15 protein-coding genes and 2 pseudogenes are annotated in these 18,543 nt (G+C 48.6%); 15 read left to right on the top strand and 2 right to left on the bottom strand.

Translation table 11 applies throughout. The features are described from left to right. Nucleotides 1-102: 102 nt before the first annotated feature. Nucleotides 103-1,482 (bottom strand): MFS transporter, encoded by a 1,380-nt coding sequence (locus INT32_RS21340; RefSeq protein ID WP_193090701.1) that lies wholly within the window; start codon nucleotides 1,480-1,482, stop codon nucleotides 103-105. 127 nt (nucleotides 1,483-1,609) lie between these two features. Here INT32_RS21340 and INT32_RS21335 point away from each other — a divergent pair, with 127 nt between their 5' ends. The 3 genes from INT32_RS21335 to INT32_RS22455 all read left to right on the top strand — a co-directional run bounded on the left by INT32_RS21335 (nucleotide 1,610) and on the right by INT32_RS22455 (nucleotide 2,929). Then, entirely contained in the window at nucleotides 1,610-2,320 is a 711-nt protein-coding gene (locus INT32_RS21335) for a helix-turn-helix transcriptional regulator (protein WP_193090700.1), read from the top strand. Between the two features lie 174 nt (nucleotides 2,321-2,494). After that, nucleotides 2,495-2,677, top strand: coding sequence for a hypothetical protein (locus INT32_RS22460; protein ID WP_370540270.1), 183 nt, complete (start codon nucleotides 2,495-2,497; stop codon nucleotides 2,675-2,677). A gap of 9 nt (nucleotides 2,678-2,686) precedes the next feature. Continuing rightward, the gene (locus INT32_RS22455; RefSeq protein ID WP_370540269.1) at nucleotides 2,687-2,929 is read left to right on the top strand and encodes a GNAT family N-acetyltransferase; all 243 of its coding nucleotides are present in this window, start codon (nucleotides 2,687-2,689) and stop codon (nucleotides 2,927-2,929) included. A gap of 48 nt (nucleotides 2,930-2,977) precedes the next feature. Here the strand turns inward: INT32_RS22455 and INT32_RS21325 are convergent, their stop codons facing one another. Further along, complete coding sequence (locus tag INT32_RS21325; protein WP_193090699.1) at nucleotides 2,978-3,598, bottom strand: TetR/AcrR family transcriptional regulator; 621 nt, start codon at nucleotides 3,596-3,598, stop codon at nucleotides 2,978-2,980. Nucleotides 3,599-3,672: 74 nt separating this feature from the next. Here INT32_RS21325 and INT32_RS21320 point away from each other — a divergent pair, with 74 nt between their 5' ends. From INT32_RS21320 to INT32_RS21265, 12 genes and pseudogenes are all read left to right on the top strand, one after another. Continuing rightward, complete coding sequence (locus INT32_RS21320) at nucleotides 3,673-4,926, top strand: MFS transporter (RefSeq protein WP_193090698.1); 1,254 nt, start codon at nucleotides 3,673-3,675, stop codon at nucleotides 4,924-4,926. A gap of 2 nt (nucleotides 4,927-4,928) precedes the next feature. Continuing rightward, the gene (locus INT32_RS21315) at nucleotides 4,929-5,471 is read left to right on the top strand and encodes a hypothetical protein (RefSeq protein ID WP_193090697.1); all 543 of its coding nucleotides are present in this window, start codon (nucleotides 4,929-4,931) and stop codon (nucleotides 5,469-5,471) included. Between the two features lie 415 nt (nucleotides 5,472-5,886). Next, on the top strand, nucleotides 5,887-6,081 hold the full coding sequence (locus tag INT32_RS21310; protein WP_100699610.1) for a stability determinant: 195 nt from the start codon (nucleotides 5,887-5,889) through the stop codon (nucleotides 6,079-6,081). Beyond that, complete coding sequence (locus INT32_RS21305) at nucleotides 6,081-6,359, top strand: type II toxin-antitoxin system RelE/ParE family toxin (RefSeq protein ID WP_100699611.1); 279 nt, start codon at nucleotides 6,081-6,083, stop codon at nucleotides 6,357-6,359. The genes INT32_RS21310 and INT32_RS21305 overlap by 1 nt, the downstream gene beginning before the upstream one ends. 276 nt (nucleotides 6,360-6,635) lie before the next feature. Continuing rightward, the gene (locus INT32_RS21300; protein WP_100699612.1) at nucleotides 6,636-6,971 is read left to right on the top strand and encodes a hypothetical protein; all 336 of its coding nucleotides are present in this window, start codon (nucleotides 6,636-6,638) and stop codon (nucleotides 6,969-6,971) included. Nucleotides 6,972-7,020: 49 nt separating this feature from the next. Continuing rightward, nucleotides 7,021-9,258 carry a tyrosine-type recombinase/integrase gene (locus INT32_RS21295; RefSeq protein WP_100699613.1) on the top strand — a complete coding sequence of 746 codons (2,238 nt, stop codon included), beginning with the start codon at nucleotides 7,021-7,023 and terminating at the stop codon, nucleotides 9,256-9,258. Nucleotides 9,259-9,533: 275 nt separating this feature from the next. After that, a pseudogene (locus INT32_RS21290) lies at nucleotides 9,534-9,960 on the top strand (IS3 family transposase); the annotation flags it as partial. Between the two features lie 333 nt (nucleotides 9,961-10,293). Next, nucleotides 10,294-11,226, top strand: coding sequence for a cation diffusion facilitator family transporter (locus tag INT32_RS21285; RefSeq protein WP_226817339.1), 933 nt, complete (start codon nucleotides 10,294-10,296; stop codon nucleotides 11,224-11,226). A 347-nt stretch (nucleotides 11,227-11,573) separates the two neighbouring features. Further along, entirely contained in the window at nucleotides 11,574-13,733 is a 2,160-nt protein-coding gene (speC, locus tag INT32_RS21280) for an ornithine decarboxylase (protein WP_100699614.1), read from the top strand. Nucleotides 13,734-13,812: 79 nt separating this feature from the next. Beyond that, on the top strand, nucleotides 13,813-15,129 hold the full coding sequence (potE, locus tag INT32_RS21275) for a putrescine-ornithine antiporter (protein WP_193090696.1): 1,317 nt from the start codon (nucleotides 13,813-13,815) through the stop codon (nucleotides 15,127-15,129). Between the two features lie 249 nt (nucleotides 15,130-15,378). After that, a complete protein-coding gene (locus INT32_RS21270) occupies nucleotides 15,379-17,697 on the top strand; it encodes an Orn/Lys/Arg decarboxylase N-terminal domain-containing protein (RefSeq protein WP_100699616.1) in 2,319 nt (772 codons plus the stop codon). Between the two features lie 342 nt (nucleotides 17,698-18,039). Then, nucleotides 18,040-18,489 (top strand): annotated as a pseudogene (locus INT32_RS21265) (anion permease); the annotation flags it as partial. Nucleotides 18,490-18,543 lie beyond the last annotated feature (54 nt).

Here is an 18,543-nt window from a genome sequence, read left to right as displayed (position 1 = left end):
TTGACAACCACTATATATGGGATCCTTGTTGACATTACGGGGGAGTCGATTTTTTCCGGATTTCATCAGCGGTCAAACCTACCGCAAATCCCAAATGTCACATTACAAAACCGACTCTCGGCCCGGTAATGCCCAACCGCAATATACAGCACATACGATCTGCACAGAGGCAGCGACTTGCAAAGCCATCTGCAACCCTACCGCTCCCTCGCCGAAGCTCTCGTAAATGGCTCCCAATACGGCCACACCCAGTGTTGCGCCTGTCATGCGAGCAACATTGATCAGGGCGCTGGCAGTACCCGACCACGCTACAGCCACAGCCCCAACCGCTACTGCCATTAGTGGGCCGGTGGCCAGTCCCATCCCCAACCCAGTCAGGCCGAGTCCAACTTCGCTCATGAGGATGGTAGTTTGTCCTGACCCAATGGCGATCAGCAGCAACCCTAGTGCAATCAATGTCACACCGCCGGAGATCGCAAACCGTTGACCCAACCATGACACGATTTTGCCTGAGTAGGCCGAGACTATAACGAACACCAACGCCATGGGCATCAGCGCCACACCGGCGTTAACAGCCGTAAATCGTCCAGCGGACTGCCACATTAGGGGCAAAAGGAACAGTAATCCATACATGCCGAACGTCATCCCAGCCGTTGCAATAAAAGCTCCCCGAAACGCCGAAGTGGTAAATATACCCGGCGGAACCAGCGCAGCATTGCCCTGTTTGTTTTCTATCCAAACAAACAGGATCAGCACGATGGCAACCGCCAGCAGTATGAGGGCGGCTAATCCTGGCGATTCGTAAGCCTTGATCCCGGCTAGTGCCAGGCCACCCAGCACAAGTGCTCCCAAACACTGCCCCCACATATCAAAGCCCCTGTTCCCGCGATCGGATGTCTCGGGAATCGTGGGCACTGCCAATACCAAAGCAGCAACGCTCAACGGAATTACTACGACAAAAATACTACGCCAGCCGAAGTAATGAATGAGCAACCCGCCCAGCGTTGGGCCAATCGCCATGGCCAGGCCGTTACAAGCAGCCCAAATTCCAAGAGCGCGGTTTCGTTCGGCGGCGTTGTCCCAGACGATCCTGATGATCGCCAGCGATGCAGGTAGCAACATGGCAGCACCTAACCCGGCCAGGGCCCGCGCCCCAATTAGGAACGTCATGGAAGGCGCAATCGCGCATAATAGCGAGGCTACGGTAAAGACACCAGCACCTACCATGAACACCAGCCTGCGGCCATAAAAATCAGCCAACACCCCTCCCGTCATCAGTAACACGGCGTACACCAGGTTGTAGCTATCGATAAACCATTGCAGCGCGCCAACCCCGACAGCAAAGGCCTCGCCGACAGGGCGCGTGGCAAGATTAACGATAGCTGTATCCACCTGAGCAACCAACACCGCCAGGCAGAGGGTGGTCAGTGTCAGCCACCGGCGCCTGTCGGCGGAACTTGAAGCGGACAAAACGGTATTCATGCATGGCACCTTCAATCGTAAAAGCTCAGTATAGGGAGCTGCATAACAGCTAAGTTACGAGCTACATCGAAGCATTTTTTGCCATAGCGGCGTAAGATGGTCAATATGGATAATCCGAAGAAAAATCATGGTCCCGTTGACAAACTTCAGTACCGCCGCCTACTTGATCGCCGATCATGCTCGGGCTAGTATGCTCACAGCATTGCTGGATGGACGAGCCTGGCCAGCGGGTGAATTGGCCTACGCATCCGGCGTAACAGCACAGACCGCTAGCTCGCATCTGGCCAAACTGTTGGACGGCGGATTGGTTTTGGTGGAGAAACAAGGGCGTCATCGCTACTATCGACTGGCCGGGCCTCATGTAGCTCAGGCGCTGGAGCATCTTGCAATAATTCAGCCTACGGCAACGATCAGAAGGAAGACACCTTCGCCGCTGCAGCGTCAACTCGGCTTTTGTCGGTGCTGTTACAACCACCTCGCCGGTCAACTTGGCGTTGCGATTACCGATGCATTGCTGGCAAAACGCTATCTGGTGTTGCGATCGGACGGACAATATGCAATAACATCATCGGGTAAGCAGTGGCTCGCTCTACTGGGGATCGATCTAAGGCAAATGAAACCGGCACCGCGTGGCCTGGTTTATCCGTGCTTGGACTGGACCGAACGTCACCATCATCTTGCGGGACCGGTAGCGGCACGCCTATTGAATATTTTCTGTGAAAAAGATTGGCTGCGTCGGGTGGCAAACTCCCGGGCAATCACTATTACGCCAGCAGGATGGCTGGCATTCAGGCAACACCTGGCAATAGACTCAGTGCTTCACGACAGCAATAGATGACTCTTCCCAGTCTTCACCTTACGATTGCGAGTGTATCTATACAGAACTTATCAGGTTCATTGAGTTGAAGTAAAAAGGTCGATAAATTTTTGATTTTTATACTTTCAATGTCTCGAAAATACAGTGTATATTTGTACAGTATTTTTTACTTAAAAATTTATACTGGCCGAGCACATGAATGCATACACTATTGAAATTACCGATCTAATCACCGATGAAATGAACAAAATAATCGGGGATGGACTTAATGCTTTCAATGATGCCATTACCAATATTGATGATAGACAACCCTTAGCCATTGTTGTCAAAGACACTATAACAGGAGCTGTACAGGGAGGCATGCTGGGCAGATCCTAGTTAAGACTATTGTTTATCGAACTCGTTTATCTTCCTGAAAATTTAAGAAGCAGTGCGATAGGCTCAGTGATACTTAAAAAATTTGAAGAAGAAGGCCGTAGGAGGGGCTGCCTATCAGCGGTGCTATATACGATTAGCTTTCAAGCACCTGGATTTTATGAAAAGCATGGATGGAAACGCTTTGGCGAAATCCAATGCAGCCCAACAGGTACAAGTAGAATCTTTTTGAGAAAATCTCTTAATGACTTTTGAGTATACTTAAATGGGCTATATACGTTTGAACATATTTAGCTTGTGTGATCAAGCAGTCTTCCCGAGAACACCAAGGGTAAGGCCCTTTACTTCCGCGAGAAAAGCATTCTGGTCAATTGGGACTCCAGGCATGATCGCTTGATGGAGAGCGCCGTCAATACCATGAAAAATAAGGGAGGCTTGGAGATCCGCGTTTCGGCTCTCTTGCTTTTCTCGGCGGTTATACGCTTCGATCATGCCTGTCAATTTTGCAAGTATCAATTCGTCGGACTGCTTGCAAAGCGCGAGTGCTGGGGCGTCAGCTGTGCCATAGACTAGGCGGTGTAAGTGGGCGTTAGCCAGTGCGTGCTGCGTTAGATGCGCCAAAAAACTAAGGATATTGTCGCAAGTGCCCGTCTCCTGTAAATCCGGATCAGTCATGTCATGCGTCGTAGACAAAAAGCCCTGGACATAGCGCTTCCATAGTTCCGCCACTACTTCATCTTTCGATGAAAAATAAAGATAAAACGTCCCACGAGCCACCATCGCGCGATCCGTGATGTCACCAACACCGGTGGCGGCAATGCCTTTGTCTTTGAATAGCGTCGAAGCAGTCTGGAGAAGCTCTTCGCGCCGGACATCTGGGTGCTTGCTAATGCGTTTACGCTGGATCTTCTGTTGCTTGGTCATAATAGATTCTCTTGACTGAACAGGTGTCAGTCATTAACATGACTGACACCTGTTCATTAAATTAAGAGTCTAGCATGCGCGACCAACATGACCAACTACGAGAGTCAAAAAAAGCCACCTTCGCTTCCAGTCAAGGGAAAAGGGCGATGTTCAATGCTGCGGCTTACACATTGTTCGTCCTCCTGGTTGGAACGAATATTCCGACGCCGCTCTATCGTAGCTATGAGCAAGTCTTTAACTACTCACCATTAGTGACGACACTGATTTTTGCTACTTATGTCGCAGCGCTGGTGCCAGCATTGTTGATTGCCGGCCCGCTGTCCGATGCGATTGGAAGGCGGCGGGTATTGCTCCCGAGTCTCGCGTTGGCCATCCTTGGATCGCTTGCGTTCGCTACTGCAAGTGGCGTAGTTTGGTTATTTGTGGCGCGTATACTGCAAGGCCTTGCGGTAGGGGGGGCATCTGGTGCGCTAACTGCGATGCTCAGCGAGTTGGAGCCAGAAGGCAATCGTCGTCGGGCCACCCTTGTGACAACGGTAGCGTCTCTGGGCGGGCTTGGTGCAGGCCCGTTGATCGCAGGCTTGCTCGCGCAATATGCCCCATTGCCCTATGTGCTGCCTTTTATGATTGAGGTCATTGTGTTGATTCCGGCATTAATGTTCGTGCTGAATTTACCGGAAAAACCCCAACTGACTACGTGGCACGTGCGGCGCCCCATCATCCCGCAGTCGATGCGCCATACCTTTGCGACCCGTGGACTCGCCATCTTTCTTGCGTTCTCGGTTATCGGACTGTTTCTGAGTCTGGTACCAGCGTACGTCATGAAGCTATCAGAAACTCATAATCTGGCTGTGGCGGGTGGAGCCGCTACCTTGATGCTCACCTGCTCGGTTGCCGCACAGGTGGTCGGATATGGTAAGTCTCCGCTACTACTCCAGATTGCTGGACTCGCGTTCTTGTCCACGGGACTAGGACTGCTTGGGGTTGCAGGCTCCTTGGAATCTCTGCCACTGATGGGACTGGCCGCCGTGATGGCAGGCGTTGGCCACGGCCTGACTTTCCTGGGAGGATTCACTGAAATCAACAGACAAATGCCGGTGGATCGACATGCGGAGATCGTTTCGAGCTTCTATATCATTGTTTATCTTGGCGTGGGCGTTCCAGTGATCGGGGTAGGCCTCATGGCCACGACGGTTGGCTCATTGGTAGCCATCCAGAGGTTCACGGCTTGCATGATTCCTTTGTTGCTCGTTGCGTTGTGCATTCTCGTCATAAACCGCCAGACTGAAGCTTCAATAGATATGCCCAGCAAGGGACATGGAGATTAGACATGAACACACAAGCGCTCACGCAAGCCTATGACAAACTGATAGCCGCAGCACGTAGGATCGAAGCAAATCCATATATAAGTGAAAGCGACCGCGAAAATGTTGATTGGAGGCTATGCCATATCGCGCTCTCGGACGAGATCCTGATCGCTGCTGCGCAAGCCACGCTCGATGAACAGATAGCAGTTGTTGATAACTGTCGGGCCATGGATGCAAGAGTAATCGCATCTTTGATGGAAAGGTCTACATTGAGTGATCGCATCGAACTGGTGCGTCACAATGGGGATGCGTTTATAGCGCGCATCGCTAGTTTGGCAGAAGGCCACGGAACAATTGAGGTTCATTTGATTGTTCATGATAAGAAAGGAGCCGTGGTATCCAATGCCGTGATGTCTTGGTACGAACTAATCAATCTCCGTGCCGAACGGCATCTTCCCGCGCACACAAAGAGCTTAGCGTTCCGGGAGCGAGATGGCAGCCAGCTCGCGGCATTGACGTTACCGCGTAAGGCTTTGCCGTCAGTGAAAACATCAACCGCTGACTGATGCTGCTATACAGGCTTAATACAAGAGCGGGTTTAGTCTGTATTCTGAAAAACTCGTTTAAGAGGTCATTGAATTATTTCTGAGACTTTTGAGTGTGCTCAAACGCCATAACCCATAGAACGCGTAATTTCAGTCAAAAGCATGATTTATATGTCACTGACATAGATTGAGTATCTATATGTCATATTATTCAAGGCGAAGTAGTTAATAACTATAATTATTAACGAGTACATTATTGTATGCGTTTTAGGATTCTAGTAAAATAAGGACAACACATAGCCAGTGGATTGGCTCGTTCGCCACCTCGGCGCGAGAGGCCTCGGCGTTGAACGCGCCAATGCCTGGTCAAGAGATGGACAATGCCCTCCTGCAGGGTACAATCAGTAAAGTCGCCATTCACTCGAAGGAAAGGCCTATGAATAGCCCCAAAACTCTGGACCCTCGCGTCTCTGAATTCGATACCCAGGAGCAGGCCGACAGCTATGATCGTTGGTTTCGCGCGAAAGTGCAGGAAGCCATTGACAGTAAAAAACCGCGACTCCCTCATGATGAAGTCGTTAAGAGAATGGGTGAACGGCTGGCAAAATTGCGACAACGTAAAAGCGCCTGATGCTGCCTATTGTCTGGTCTGACGAGGCCGACCTAGACCTCGATGAAATCATCGCATACGTAGGCCAATTTAATGCCGATGCCGCGACTCGCTTGTGGCACTTCATCGTCCAAAGCGTAGAAGGCGTGCCCGATCATCCGTATATGTACCGGCAAAGCGAGCGCATTCCCGGTTGCCGTGAAATTGTTGCCCATCCCAATTACATTGTTGTTTATCGAGTCGAAATAGATCGGATTGAGGTACTACGCGTGATGCATTCGCGCCAGCCCTATCCCTAATTTCTTTGAAGGTATGGGAGGTGTACTTTGTGTCCTCAGGGGGAACACTCACTCAGCCGCAGAACGGGAAACAGATCAGGTGCGGCGCAGGACTTGTATTGCGCGGATCTAAACGAAGATATCTCTGTGGACGATCTACTAGCCGGTTGCAGCCATCAGACACGTCACCGCGCCAAGGCGGCGAAGACAATGAGCTCTCGCGTTGATCAACGAGAAATGCCATTGAGATCGCAGACGGATGCCCATGAAAGACCGTGTGATCAGAAAGGAGTCCCGATGAAGCATGCTGAAAAAAGGGTTGTTAATCAAACCCAGTCTCTTGCTCCCTGTGTGGGCGGCCTCTGTCTTGACGTCGTCGACGAGCTGGCACCCATGCGCTGGGTGAACCCGATCACCCAACGCTACTACTCCGCCCGCCTGGTGCTGAACTTATTTGGCCAGTGGGAACTGCAGCAAGTTTGGGGTAGTCTGACCAGCCGGCGCGGTCGCCTACGCTATGTGCCGTTAGCTGGGTTGAATGAGGGCCGCCAGCAGCTGACAACCTTGGCGCGGCTGCGCCGGCTGCGCGGTTACATTGAACAGCCTCTCTCATCGAGTTTCAGCGGTACATAACATGGTATGAATTCATTATCGGTTCATCCAATGGTTTTTTAAAAATATCATGGCCAGTGTTAAAGAACTCCTGCCGGTGCGTAAGATCGGTCTGCATCACCTGGCCTTTTATCGGGCTTTTTTTGAAAACATCCTGAATCTGGCCGATATCGCCGACCAGTATCTGGAGACGGGGCGTAATCTGGTGGATGCCCGCCACACACTGATCCTGGTGCAGGATGCGCTCTTGGTGATGGGTGCGCGCCAAGGCACGGCGCCCGAGCAGCTGGCCCTACTTAAATTGCCGTCCAACGTTCGAAAAAGTGTCACCGAAACGCAAAAAATGCTCGATCGCCTGCGTGCAGTGCGACGGGCGACGCAAGCCCCACCAAGCCCCTTGGCTCAAGACGGCGCTCAACCGTCTGCGGCGGCGATCAGCTTTGAGGACTTTGTGGCCACCTTTGACCCGGATCATATCCTGGGCCAAGAGGAGCAGCTGGCGTTTTATTATGCCGAAGTCGGCGGCCATCTGCCCTCGGCCACGGCAGAGGCGCAGCGCGAAGATCGCGATCGCTTGGCCCTCGTCCCCGAGCCTGAGGAAGAAAACCTGAGCGACGCGCAAAAAGCGCTGCAGGCGTTACACGTTAAAAAACTAGGACGGCGCTTGGCATTGATCAATGCGCTCGCTGGCGGATTGACCTCGACGCCCACCTTAGCAGATCCGGTCGCAGGGTGGTTTCATCCGAAGGTGGCCGGTAAATTGATCCGCGCTGAGCTCGATACCCTGGGAAAACTGCTGGATTTTGCGAACGAGTACGGCTGGTGGTGGTTCAAACACGTTAAGGGGCTGGGGCAGGTTACCGCCGTCAAATTAACCACTTGGTTGAGCCAAAATGAGCATTTTTTAGAAAAACAGGTCTATCAACATCTTCTGAAAAAGGCCAAAGAGGTGCCTGGCGGCATCAAGCGGCCCAGTCAACTCCCGGGCACGTTATCAACTGAACCGCTGACACCAGCGAGTGATGCTAACACGCTCGTGGCTTTGGAGGCGGGCAGCCGGCAAATCGAACCGCTAGAATCGTTGAGATTCCCTCCCAATCTGAATGGCCAACAGGGTACGAATCGGGCCCCGCAGCAGGATAATCGTCTTGCCGCCCAGAACGATTATCAGGCCGTTTATGAATGGTTATCCCTGTACAAATCGCATACCTATCAGTCCTACCGCAAGGAAGCCGAGCGCCTGCTACTGTGGTGTCTGTTCACCATGCAAAAACCACTCTCATCGCTAACCACCGCAGATCTGGCGTTGTTTCGAGACTTTTTATTTTATCCCCAGCCGGCCAGCGTCTGGGTGGCCAGGCGTAAATATCCAAGAACGCATGAGAAATGGCGACCCTTTGTCAATCCGAATCCGCCGCCCGATGAGCCGGCTGCCATCACAGCCGATCCAAGTCAGGAAGTGGTCTTAAAAGGCTCGATGAGCCGCCAGAGTATTGCGCATGCATTGACTGTCCTAGGCGGCCTGTTCGAATATTTGACGAGTCAGCAGTATTTGCTGTCCAACCCCGTTAAAGGCCTGCCCAGCCTGGCCTCCCAACGCGGCCTGCGTGTCAATCACCGGATCCATCAGCGGCTGTGGCAGCGCATACAGGATGCCTTAGAGCGGGTGCCGGTGGGCGAGACGGTTGCCTACCGGACAGTCTTTGCGATTCGGTTTTTCTATTTAACCGGATTGCGCCTGTCGGAACTTTGCGCGCTCAAACTAGGAGACATCCACGTTCAAGAGAATGATGTGGGCGAGATGGCGTGGTACCTAAACGTCGTCGGAAAAGGGGGACGCACGCGACAAGTCTATCTGGTCAAACCGGCACTCGCGGCGCTGCAGACGTATCTGGCCGTACTTGGCTTATCAGGCGACCCGCGCCTGAATGATCCAGACATACCACTGGTTTCGTATCAAAAGTGGGAAGCAGCGGCCGACGAGATCGAGGAGGGTGCCGGGCAGTGGGGCAGATGCGGGGTGTTTCATACCGTGGTGTATGCCGATATCAAACGGTTTTTAGGCAGATTGGCCGATGAAATAGAAGCGGAGGCGCCGTTTGATGCGCAGACATTGAGAGCCATCAGTCCGCATTGGCTACGTCACACGTTTGCGTCCATGCTGGTCAAAACCACCCCACTGGCGCAAGTCAGGGATATGCTGGGGCACGCCAGCATCCACACCACCAGCCTTTACCTGGGCACCGAGAAAGCAGAAGGGGAGAAAGGAATGGAGCAGGCTTTTAGTGCAATTTCCGAGCTCGCTTAGGCTATGGGTAAAATGTATATCTGCCTCTTAAAATCCGCCGCCACTAGGCGGGTCCTGCACCTTGTTAAACGTTAAAGCCAATAAAACTGACCCTTGGCTCTTGATATGTGCTCAGAGCGAGGTTTATTAATGCCAGAATTCTACCTTCTCCTCCCGCCTTAGAGCGTAACCAGTACGATTTTGTATAGTAGAATCAATTCGATTTACTTGAAAATTCCGCCTCGAGTGCTGGGCAGAGGCCAGAATGGATGTTGAAATTTTAAAAAAGGCGACCTTGGATTCAACCGGTCATTGATCTGCATTCACGTAAAGTCGTTGGCTAGTCCATGAAGCCAACATTGGGCAGAGAACTGGCCATTGATGCTTTATGGATGGCAGTGCTTCGTCGCAAACCCGTAAAACCGGTGATCGTACACTCTGACCAGAACTCACAATACGGCAGCGTTGACTGGAAACGCTTCTGTGACGCTCACCAATTACAGCCCAGCATGAGCCGAAGAGGCAATTGCTGGGATAATGCGGTCGCAGAATCCTTTTTTAGCAGTCTGAAAAAAGAGCGGATACGAAAACGCGTCTATAAGACCCGAGATATGGCTCGCGCTGACATATTCGATTATATTGAAGTCTTCTACAACCGTAATCGCCGCCATACCCCATCTTGGCGGCATCAGTCCCGAGGCCTTCGAGAAGGATGCGGCGTGAGGTTGGCTAGTGTCTTAAATCTCTGGGCAGTCCAACTTCTATTCAACCTAAAACCTTATCTTGGGTAATCAGAAATCTATTCTGTGATGGAAATGTGTTTTGGCAAGACTAACATTTTGCGGATTCCATTACTCATTCACAACCTGTAAGGTAGACGCCTGGTGCGTTTTCAGAAACAGGATTAGGACGCTTACAATTTTCTATGCGCACTGAGTCTCGAGCGAACAGATCCAATGTGGGAAAAAGTATAGCCGTACTAGCCATAGAAAATGTCTTGTGTTCTGAGACACTCCAAATTGGTTTCCACTAGGACTTAAGACGTCGGATCAAGACATGAGAATTTTGAGCGAACAGGATGTGTTACGGATATCGATCTCAGTCACGTTCAGCATTGCGCTGTTAGGGGTTGTTTTTGGGCTAATTTCGGGGTCTCATTCAATTATCTTTGAAGGCATCTATTCGATGATTGATGCGGTCATCACCTCTGTTGCCTTACTGGTAACAAATCTAATTACCAACTCGACTGTTTTGGATAAGCCAAAGCGCAAATTGGAAGAACGCTTCACAATGGGATTTTGGCATTTAGAGCCTATTGTGCTTGGGCTCAATGGTGTACTTCTTTTGGGCGCTAGCGTTTATGCTTTGATCAACGCAATGGGGAGTTTTTTAACGGGTGGTCGCGATTTAGTATTTACTCACGCTATCGTTTACACGGCGATAACTGCGTTGATTTGTTTTTGTATGGTCTTGATCGAACGCCACTTAAACAAACGCATCAGTTCTGAATTCCTCGAGTTAGATGCCAAAGCTTGGCTCATGTCCGGGCTAATCTCCACAGCACTCCTGGTCGCTTTTGGCAGTGGTAGTCTAATCCGGGGAACCAAATTGCAATGGGTTTCACCCTACATTGACCCAGCAGCCTTGGCATTGGTTTGTTTTATTATAATTCCATTGCCCTTGGCCACTATTAAACGGGCCCTAGCAGATATCTTGCTGATTACGCCTGCAGCGCTAAAAGCCCATGTGGACTCAGTCGCTACAGAAACGGCGGAGCGATACTGCTTCACAGCATTTCGCTCGTATGTTGCCCGAGTAGGGAGAGGAACGCAAATTGAGTTGTATTTTGTCATTCCACGAGGCCGGCCCCCGAAGAGACTGGAAGAGTGGGACGAATTGCGAGATGAAATTGGACAGGCGATAGGCAACGACACACCGAATCGCTGGCTAACGATAGTATTTACCACTGATTCTGAGTGGGCTGAATAATGCTTCTATTATTTTAGAACTTTAGTCAAACTAGTCCGTTGCTAAAGTAGGATACAGGCGCTTTAACGGAGTAGTTGGGGGGTATGAAAAATATATCTTTATGCACATTCTTAAAATGTGCTGTACGTGGCTTGGTATCTTTCCTGGTATTCACTCTAGGTGAAAGAGGACAAAAATGTGGCACCAGAAATTAAACCAAATTGCGCGCAATAGGAAAATTGAGCGTGAGTTTTTGATGACTTTTTGATTTAACACAAACGTGGTAGTGTCATAATGTGATATGGTTAATCGCAAATCCTCTTGCTCACCTGCTGAGTCAGAGCCTGTTTTCTGATGGGAGCCCACCAATGTCTGCGCTAAAAATAGCAATGCCTTTTGAGTTGTTTGAAAATTTCATTGTCAGCTATGAAGTCATCGATATTCGAAAAACTGACTTTACTGATGTAGCGGCAGCAGTGACGACGACTAAGGATATAAAAAAAATAGTCGATAAGATTGCTGATACCGGATTTAATATACCGATCTTCTTGGCACTTTATTCTGACGAGTTAATTCCGGATGGAGTGCTTCCAAAATTAACAGGCGTATTTCAATTAGGTGCTGGCAATCGCCATTACTATGGAAAACAATTAGCGGCAAGTGCCGATAATTATATTGAGAATCTGTACCCGCCATTTTTCAAGGAACTACATAGCTACGTCAGTAGAGGCTATGTAGAGTTTGATTGTCCTGGCCATCAAGGTGGGCAATTCTTCACTCAGCATCCTTTAGGTAGGCAGTTCTTTAACTTCTATGGGGAGACGCTTTTTCGGTCAGATTTGTGTAACGCCGATGTCAAATTGGGGGATCTTCTCATCCACGAGGGAGCTGCAGCAGAAGCTCAGAAAAATGCGGCAAGAATATATAACGCAGATAAAACCTACTTTGTCTTGAACGGAACGTCCACTTCTAACAAAGTCGTGACTAGTGCGTTATTAGCCAAAGACGATATCGTTCTGTTTGATAGGAATAATCACAAATCGGTCCATTTGGGAGCTTTGGTTCTATCTGGCGCGCTACCAATATATATGGAAACAGCCAGAAATAACTATGGATTCATTGGCGGAATTGATGCGCATTGTTTCAATGAAACATATATAAGAGAAGCGATCAGAGAAGTGTGTCCAGAGCGCGCCGATCTAGAGCGTCCGATTCGGCTCGCCGTTATTCAACTGGGTACGTACGATGGCACGATCTACAATGCCAGGCAAGTCATCGACAAAATTGGGCATCTTTGCGATTACATTTTATTTGACTCTGCATGGGTGGGATATGAACAGTTTATTCCAATGATGGAAGATAGTTCGCCACTTCTACTGAGCTTAACTGAAAAGGATCCTGGCATTTTTGTCACGCAATCAGTTCACAAGCAGCAAGCGGGGTTTTCGCAAACATCTCAAATACATAAAAAAGACAAACATATCAAAGGTCAACATAGATATTGTTCCCACAAACGGTTAAACAATGCCTATATGATGCATGCGTCCACCAGTCCGTTCTACCCTTTGTTTGCCGCGTTGGATGTGAACGCTCAAATGCATAAAGGGGTTGCGGGTAAACGACTATGGCGAGAGTGCGTAAAAAACGGAGTGGAAGCGAGAAAACTCTTGCTAAACTCGTGCAAATATATCAAGCCGTTCGTCCCAGATTTTGTCGATGGTAAACGCTGGCAAGATTACCCCACTGAAATGATTATTGATGATCTACGATTTTTCAAGTTCAAACCAGGCGAGAATTGGCATGCTTTTGAAGGTTATACAGATAACCAATATTTTATAGACCCGTGCAAATTACTATTGACAACGCCAGGGATTAATCAGGACACAGGCGAATATGCATCGTTCGGGGTGCCAGCAAGTATTTTGGCACACTACTTGAGAGAAAATGGGGTAATCCCGGAAAAAGCAGACTTGAATTCTATTTTGTTTCTATTGACGCCTTCTGAAAGCTTGGGTAAATTGCAGCACTTGATTGCACATATAGCACGCTTTGAAAAGGTATTAGAGGACCGACTTCCCATACGTGAGGTGTTGCCGACTCTATATAAAAATCACGAAAAGCATTATTTTGGAAAAAATATTCACGATTTGTGCCAGTCGATGCATGATTTCTATAAATTCAATGATATGAAAACGCTGCAAAAACAGATGTTTCGTAAAGATCATTTTCCTGAACAGGTAGTTACGCCATGGGAAGCAAATCAAGAACTGGTGCACAATAAAGTTGAGCTGGTTTCTTTATCTGACATTAAAGGCCGCATAGCGGCAGAGGGAGCGCTTCCGTACCCACCGGGGGTCTTATGCGTGGTTCCAGGTGAAAAGTGGCAAGGACCTGCGTTAAAGTACTTTCGAGCTCTTGAGTCGGGCCTTAATCTATTACCTGGTTTTGAACCAGAGCTGCAAGGCGTTTATATTCAAAAAGATGTAGAGGGAGTAAAAAAAGCTTATGGCTACGTATTAAAAGGATAGATGCACTGCTTTCTTTATTATCCGAGTTTTGGTACACAAAATATGATGTCAGTCCCTGATTCCACTCAATAGGCTTGCAATGAAACAATCGAACCATAAGATGGGTGTAGTTCAATTAACTATACTGACGGTAGTAAATATGATGGGGTCAGGCATTGTGTTGCTACCCACGAAATTGGCACAAATCGGAACGATCTCCATTTTCTCGTGGTTAATTACTGCGAGCGGCTCGGTGGCGCTTGCCTATGCGTTTGCAAAATGTGGACGATTTAGCAAAAATACGGGCGGTATGGGTGGATATGCTGAGTATTCTTTTGGCAAGTCAGGAAACTTCATGGCCAATTATACCTACGCTGTTTCACTCGTCATTGCAAATGTTGCCATTGCGATTACTGCAGTAGGCTACTTTTCGACGTTTATGGGCTGGCAGCTAGGGCCATTTGATGCCGCATTTTTAGCCATCATTTTTATCTGGTTAACGACCATCCCCAATTTTTGGGGAGCCCGAATAACGGGGCGGGTGGGTAGCGTGACGGTCTGGGGCGTCATTTTACCGGTATTAGGGATCTCATTGATTGGCTGGTTTTGGTTCGATCCAGATATTTATACTGCCTCCTGGAACCCACATAACGAACCATTTGGGCAAGCAATCTCAGCTTCTATTGCCATAACACTTTGGGCTTTCCTCGGATTAGAGTCGGCATGCGCGAATACGGATGCAGTGGAAAACCCGGAAAAAAATGTGCCAATTGCTGTTCTTTTCGGAACGCTGCTCACAGCGGTTCTCTATATCCTGTCGACAAATGTGGTCGCAGGTATTATTCCGAATGCCGATTTAGCAAATTCTAATGCGCCTTTTGGTTTAGTGTTCAGCTACTTATTTAGTCCAGTCATCGGTCAGGTTATTAATGCCCTTACCGTTATCGCATGCCTGGGTTCGTTATTAGGTTGGCAATTCACTGTCGCTCAGGTATTCAAAGCGGGAGCGGATGAAGGTTATTATGTGCCTCTTTTTGGCAAAGTGACTTCGCGCAACGCGCCGGTAATCGGTATGGTGGTATTGGCCATAGCACAGACAATGCTTTCTCTCATGACTGTAAGTCCAGATTTAAGCACCCAGTTTAATGCCATCGTGAATTTGGCGGTCGTCACCAATCTGGTGCCTTACATCTTATCGATGTCCGCAATAATCGTACTGTTGAAATCTGCGCAAGTTCCACAAAAGCAAGTCTTGTTCGTCGCAGCAATTGCATTCATAGGAAATATTTACAGTTTTTATGCTCTTTACAGCTCAGGCCAAGAGGCTATGTTCTGGGGTGGATTGGTCACATTTGCCGGCTGGGTGTTGTACGGTAAGATCGTTTCAACAAAGTATGACCTGCGGCAACCGTACTAAGGTCTTCAGAGCCCAATCCTTCTCTGGTTCAGTTCTTTTAAGTCCTTTGGCCATTTGGAGCACAAAGGCGACCTTGCTCTCGCTGCAAGGTTAGGATGGCAATTTTGTCTCGTAGATGTATTGGGCGCTTGCTGATTCGTAGTGAAATATCCGTGGTATGGAGCATGAATTGAAGATGGAAATTTTTTGACAATAGTCAGTCGCAACAAGCGTTCTGATCTAGCGTTTTAATTAACTGCGGAGAGTTTTATGTATTTCAATTCCTTAGATTATCCTATTGTCATTATTGATAGTGACTATGATTCGCCTCGTATTGGAGGGATTCTTATCCGTGCTTTGGCCGACGAGCTACGAAGTAATAACCACCGTGTATTATGCGGACTAAATCTTGACGATGCAAAAGCAGGCGCGCGTACTTACGTTGCGGCCTCGGCAGTATTAATTTCAATCGATGGCAGCGAAGAATCGGAGGGAGAGTTTCAGCGGTTAAATGCCTTTTTGCATAAACAAAGCGAACGACGTGCTAATTTGCCGGTCTTCCTTTTCGGAGACCGACGCACCATAGAAAAAGTTCCAACCAAATTGATCAAGTATATTCACGGTTTTATCTATTTATTTGAAGATACGAAAAGCTTCATTGCTCGTCAAGTGATGCGTGCGGCTGAAGAGTACATGCAGCGTTTACTACCCCCATTCTTTAAAGCATTAGTGCATCATGCGGCAGAATCTAATTATTCTTGGCACACTCCAGGTCACGGCGGAGGGGTGGCATTTACTAAATCTCCCGTTGGACGCGCGTTCCACCAATTCTACGGTGAAAATACGCTTCGCAGTGACTTATCTGTCTCAGTGCCAGAGCTGGGTTCTTTGTTAGACCATACTGGTCCGGTCAGCGAGGCGGAGCGGGAAGCAGCCATCAATTTCGGGGCTGATCATACCTTTTTCGTTACCAACGGGACTTCGACAGCCAATAAGATCGTATGGCACGGTTCTGTTGCTCGGGGAGATGTGGTTTTCGTTGACCGCAACTGCCACAAATCTTTATTACATGCGTTAATCATGACGGGCGCAGTACCGGTATATTTTACACCCAGTCGTAATGCGCACGGGATCATAGGTCCAATCAGTTTAGAACAATTCACTCCTGAAGAACTTCAGAAGCGTATTGCGGCTAATCCGCTGGCAAATGGCGCCTATCAGGCAGGTTCTAAAGCTCGCATGGCCGTCGTCACTAACTCCACATATGATGGTCTGTGTTACAACGTCGAAAAAATTGCTAGTGAAATTGGTGAAGCAGTCGAGTATTTGCATTTTGATGAAGCGTGGTATGCATATGCAGCCTTCCACCCATTTTACGAGAACCATTATGGTATGGCCAAGGGTAAGGCCAGGGAACAGGATGCGATCATTTTTTCCACGCAATCAACTCATAAGCTGTTGGCAGCGTTCTCCCAAGCATCGATGATTCATGTGCGCAATTCTGCTAACCGAAATCTTGATGCTGCACGTTTCAATGAGGCATTCATGATGCATACCTCCACTAGCCCGCACTATGGGATTATCGCTGCGTGCGACATTGCGTCGAAAATGATGGAAGGCGGGGCGGGGCGATCACTGGTTCAGGAAATGCACGACGAAGCTAGCACATTCCGGCGTGCGATGCTTCATGTTCATGAGGAGTTAGGTCGAGATGACTGGTGGTTTAGAGTATGGCAGCCGTCTCAAGTTGAAAGTGCTCTGGGCGAAGGTGAAACTTCGACGCCCATTGTGGTAAAACGGGAGGACTGGTATCTTCAGCCGCAGGGCCATTGGCACGGATTTGAGAATTTGGTCGATGATTATGTGTTGATCGATCCAATCAAAGTGACGCTACTCACCCCGGGATTATCAGTAGCGGGAGATATGGGCAAGATCGGAATCCCTGCGGCTGTGTTAAGCAAATTCTTATGGGGTCGCGGCATCACAGTCGAGAAGACGAATCTTTATTCTGTACTGTTTCTATTCTCTATGGGCATCACTAAAGGCAAATGGAGCACCTTAGTCGCTGAGTTGATGGCCTTCAAAGAGTTGTACGACCGCAACGCTTCTTTGAGTGAGGCTTTGCCTACACTGGCGTCGGATCATCCAACAGTATACAAAAATAAAGGTCTGCGAGATTTATGTGACGCGTTGCACGAATTCAACAAAAACTTCGCAGTCGCTGATGTGATGCGTCAAATGTACGTGAATTTGCCTGAGCCGGTAATGATACCTGCCGATGCGTATGACCATTTAGTAAAAGGAAAAATCGAGCGGGTCGATATTGAGCATATCGGCGGGAGGGTGGCTGCCACTATGCTAGTGCCATACCCACCAGGTATTCCCACGATTATGCCAGGAGAGCGTTTTGGGGGTAGCGATGATCCAATCATACAGTCATTGCATATTGCTCGAGAACAGAATGCTCAATTTCCAGGCTTTGAATCTGACGTGCATGGGCTTATCATTGAGCAGATAGAGGGCGAGCTCACTTATAAAGTAGAGGTGCTTAAGGATAAGTGCTTTTCTAAAGCGCTAAATATTCCATAACTCTTAGTAATTGGGATCGGAATTTTTGATCGGTTAACTTATATATAGGCACTGAGTTCGCGGCGCTGTGGCTGCGGCTTGGAAAATATGCCGGATGAACTGAATCCACGTGCGCATAGTCGTTTACGCAGCGGACATGTAGGTATCAGGTTGCCATCCGGCGGCCTGACTAGCGTTTTTTTTTCAATGGAAATATGTGGTTAACTCTCCTTCTATGTCAATCGAAGAGTTTTGTCATGGAAGATCCAATTTATTGGTTTTTTAAAAATTAATTACTTACTCGATACAGAACCTGGAAACGACGTCTCAATGTTCTTATTTTTTAACTAAAAGGAAGGGCCCGTGCAAGAATCGCTGAAAAAAGTGCTTATTTATTTTCAAAAAAAAGTACCATTTCGACTGGGGCCCGCATTAATCACGACCGCCTTTTTGGTACTTATGCTGATTTTGCCAGTGCCCGAAGGATTAACCACTAAAGCTTGGGCATTAGTAGCCATTTTTTTGACCACGATTTTAGCCATTATTCTTAAAGTGATGCCGATAGGTGTAATGGCCATGATGGCAATTACCATCGTCGCTCTTACACAGGTGACCTCAACAACTTCCAAGGGTGCGATCACAGATGCACTGTCTAGTTTGGCTAATCCCCTAATCTGGCTTATCGTGATAGCGGTTCTTGTATCGCGTGGTCTGAATAAGACTGGCCTTGGCAAGCGGATCGGCCTTCTCTTCATTTCGATTCTGGGGCGCAAGACAGTTGGGATTGGCTACGGGTTGGCAATCTGCGAACTTGAATCGACCAGATTTTTATAGACAGTTCGTAGCCTCAGAAAAGTATTGCTGTTC

Origin of the sequence: Advenella sp. FME57 (assembly GCF_014897675.1) — a bacterium.
GTDB lineage: Bacteria > Pseudomonadota > Gammaproteobacteria > Burkholderiales > Burkholderiaceae_B > Advenella.
The sequence above is the reverse complement of the archived record's forward strand: the minus strand, read 5'-3'. Positions and strand labels throughout refer to the sequence as shown.

Bases quoted from the DNA above. Each gene is read 5' to 3' on its own strand.
- INT32_RS21340 (WP_193090701.1), bottom strand. From the start codon at position 1,482: ATGAATACCGTTTTGTCCGCTTCAAGTTCCGCCGACAGGCGCCGGTGG.
- INT32_RS21335 (WP_193090700.1), top strand. From the start codon at position 1,610: ATGGTCCCGTTGACAAACTTCAGTACCGCCGCCTACTTGATCGCCGAT.
- INT32_RS22460 (WP_370540270.1), top strand. From the start codon at position 2,495: ATGAATGCATACACTATTGAAATTACCGATCTAATCACCGATGAAATG.
- INT32_RS21325 (WP_193090699.1), bottom strand. From the start codon at position 3,598: ATGACCAAGCAACAGAAGATCCAGCGTAAACGCATTAGCAAGCACCCA.
- INT32_RS21320 (WP_193090698.1), top strand. From the start codon at position 3,673: ATGCGCGACCAACATGACCAACTACGAGAGTCAAAAAAAGCCACCTTC.
- INT32_RS21315 (WP_193090697.1), top strand. From the start codon at position 4,929: ATGAACACACAAGCGCTCACGCAAGCCTATGACAAACTGATAGCCGCA.
- INT32_RS21310 (WP_100699610.1), top strand. From the start codon at position 5,887: ATGAATAGCCCCAAAACTCTGGACCCTCGCGTCTCTGAATTCGATACC.
- INT32_RS21305 (WP_100699611.1), top strand. From the start codon at position 6,081: ATGCTGCCTATTGTCTGGTCTGACGAGGCCGACCTAGACCTCGATGAA.
- INT32_RS21300 (WP_100699612.1), top strand. From the start codon at position 6,636: ATGAAGCATGCTGAAAAAAGGGTTGTTAATCAAACCCAGTCTCTTGCT.
- INT32_RS21295 (WP_100699613.1), top strand. From the start codon at position 7,021: ATGGCCAGTGTTAAAGAACTCCTGCCGGTGCGTAAGATCGGTCTGCAT.
- INT32_RS21285 (WP_226817339.1), top strand. From the start codon at position 10,294: ATGAGAATTTTGAGCGAACAGGATGTGTTACGGATATCGATCTCAGTC.
- speC (WP_100699614.1), top strand. From the start codon at position 11,574: ATGTCTGCGCTAAAAATAGCAATGCCTTTTGAGTTGTTTGAAAATTTC.
- potE (WP_193090696.1), top strand. From the start codon at position 13,813: ATGAAACAATCGAACCATAAGATGGGTGTAGTTCAATTAACTATACTG.
- INT32_RS21270 (WP_100699616.1), top strand. From the start codon at position 15,379: ATGTATTTCAATTCCTTAGATTATCCTATTGTCATTATTGATAGTGAC.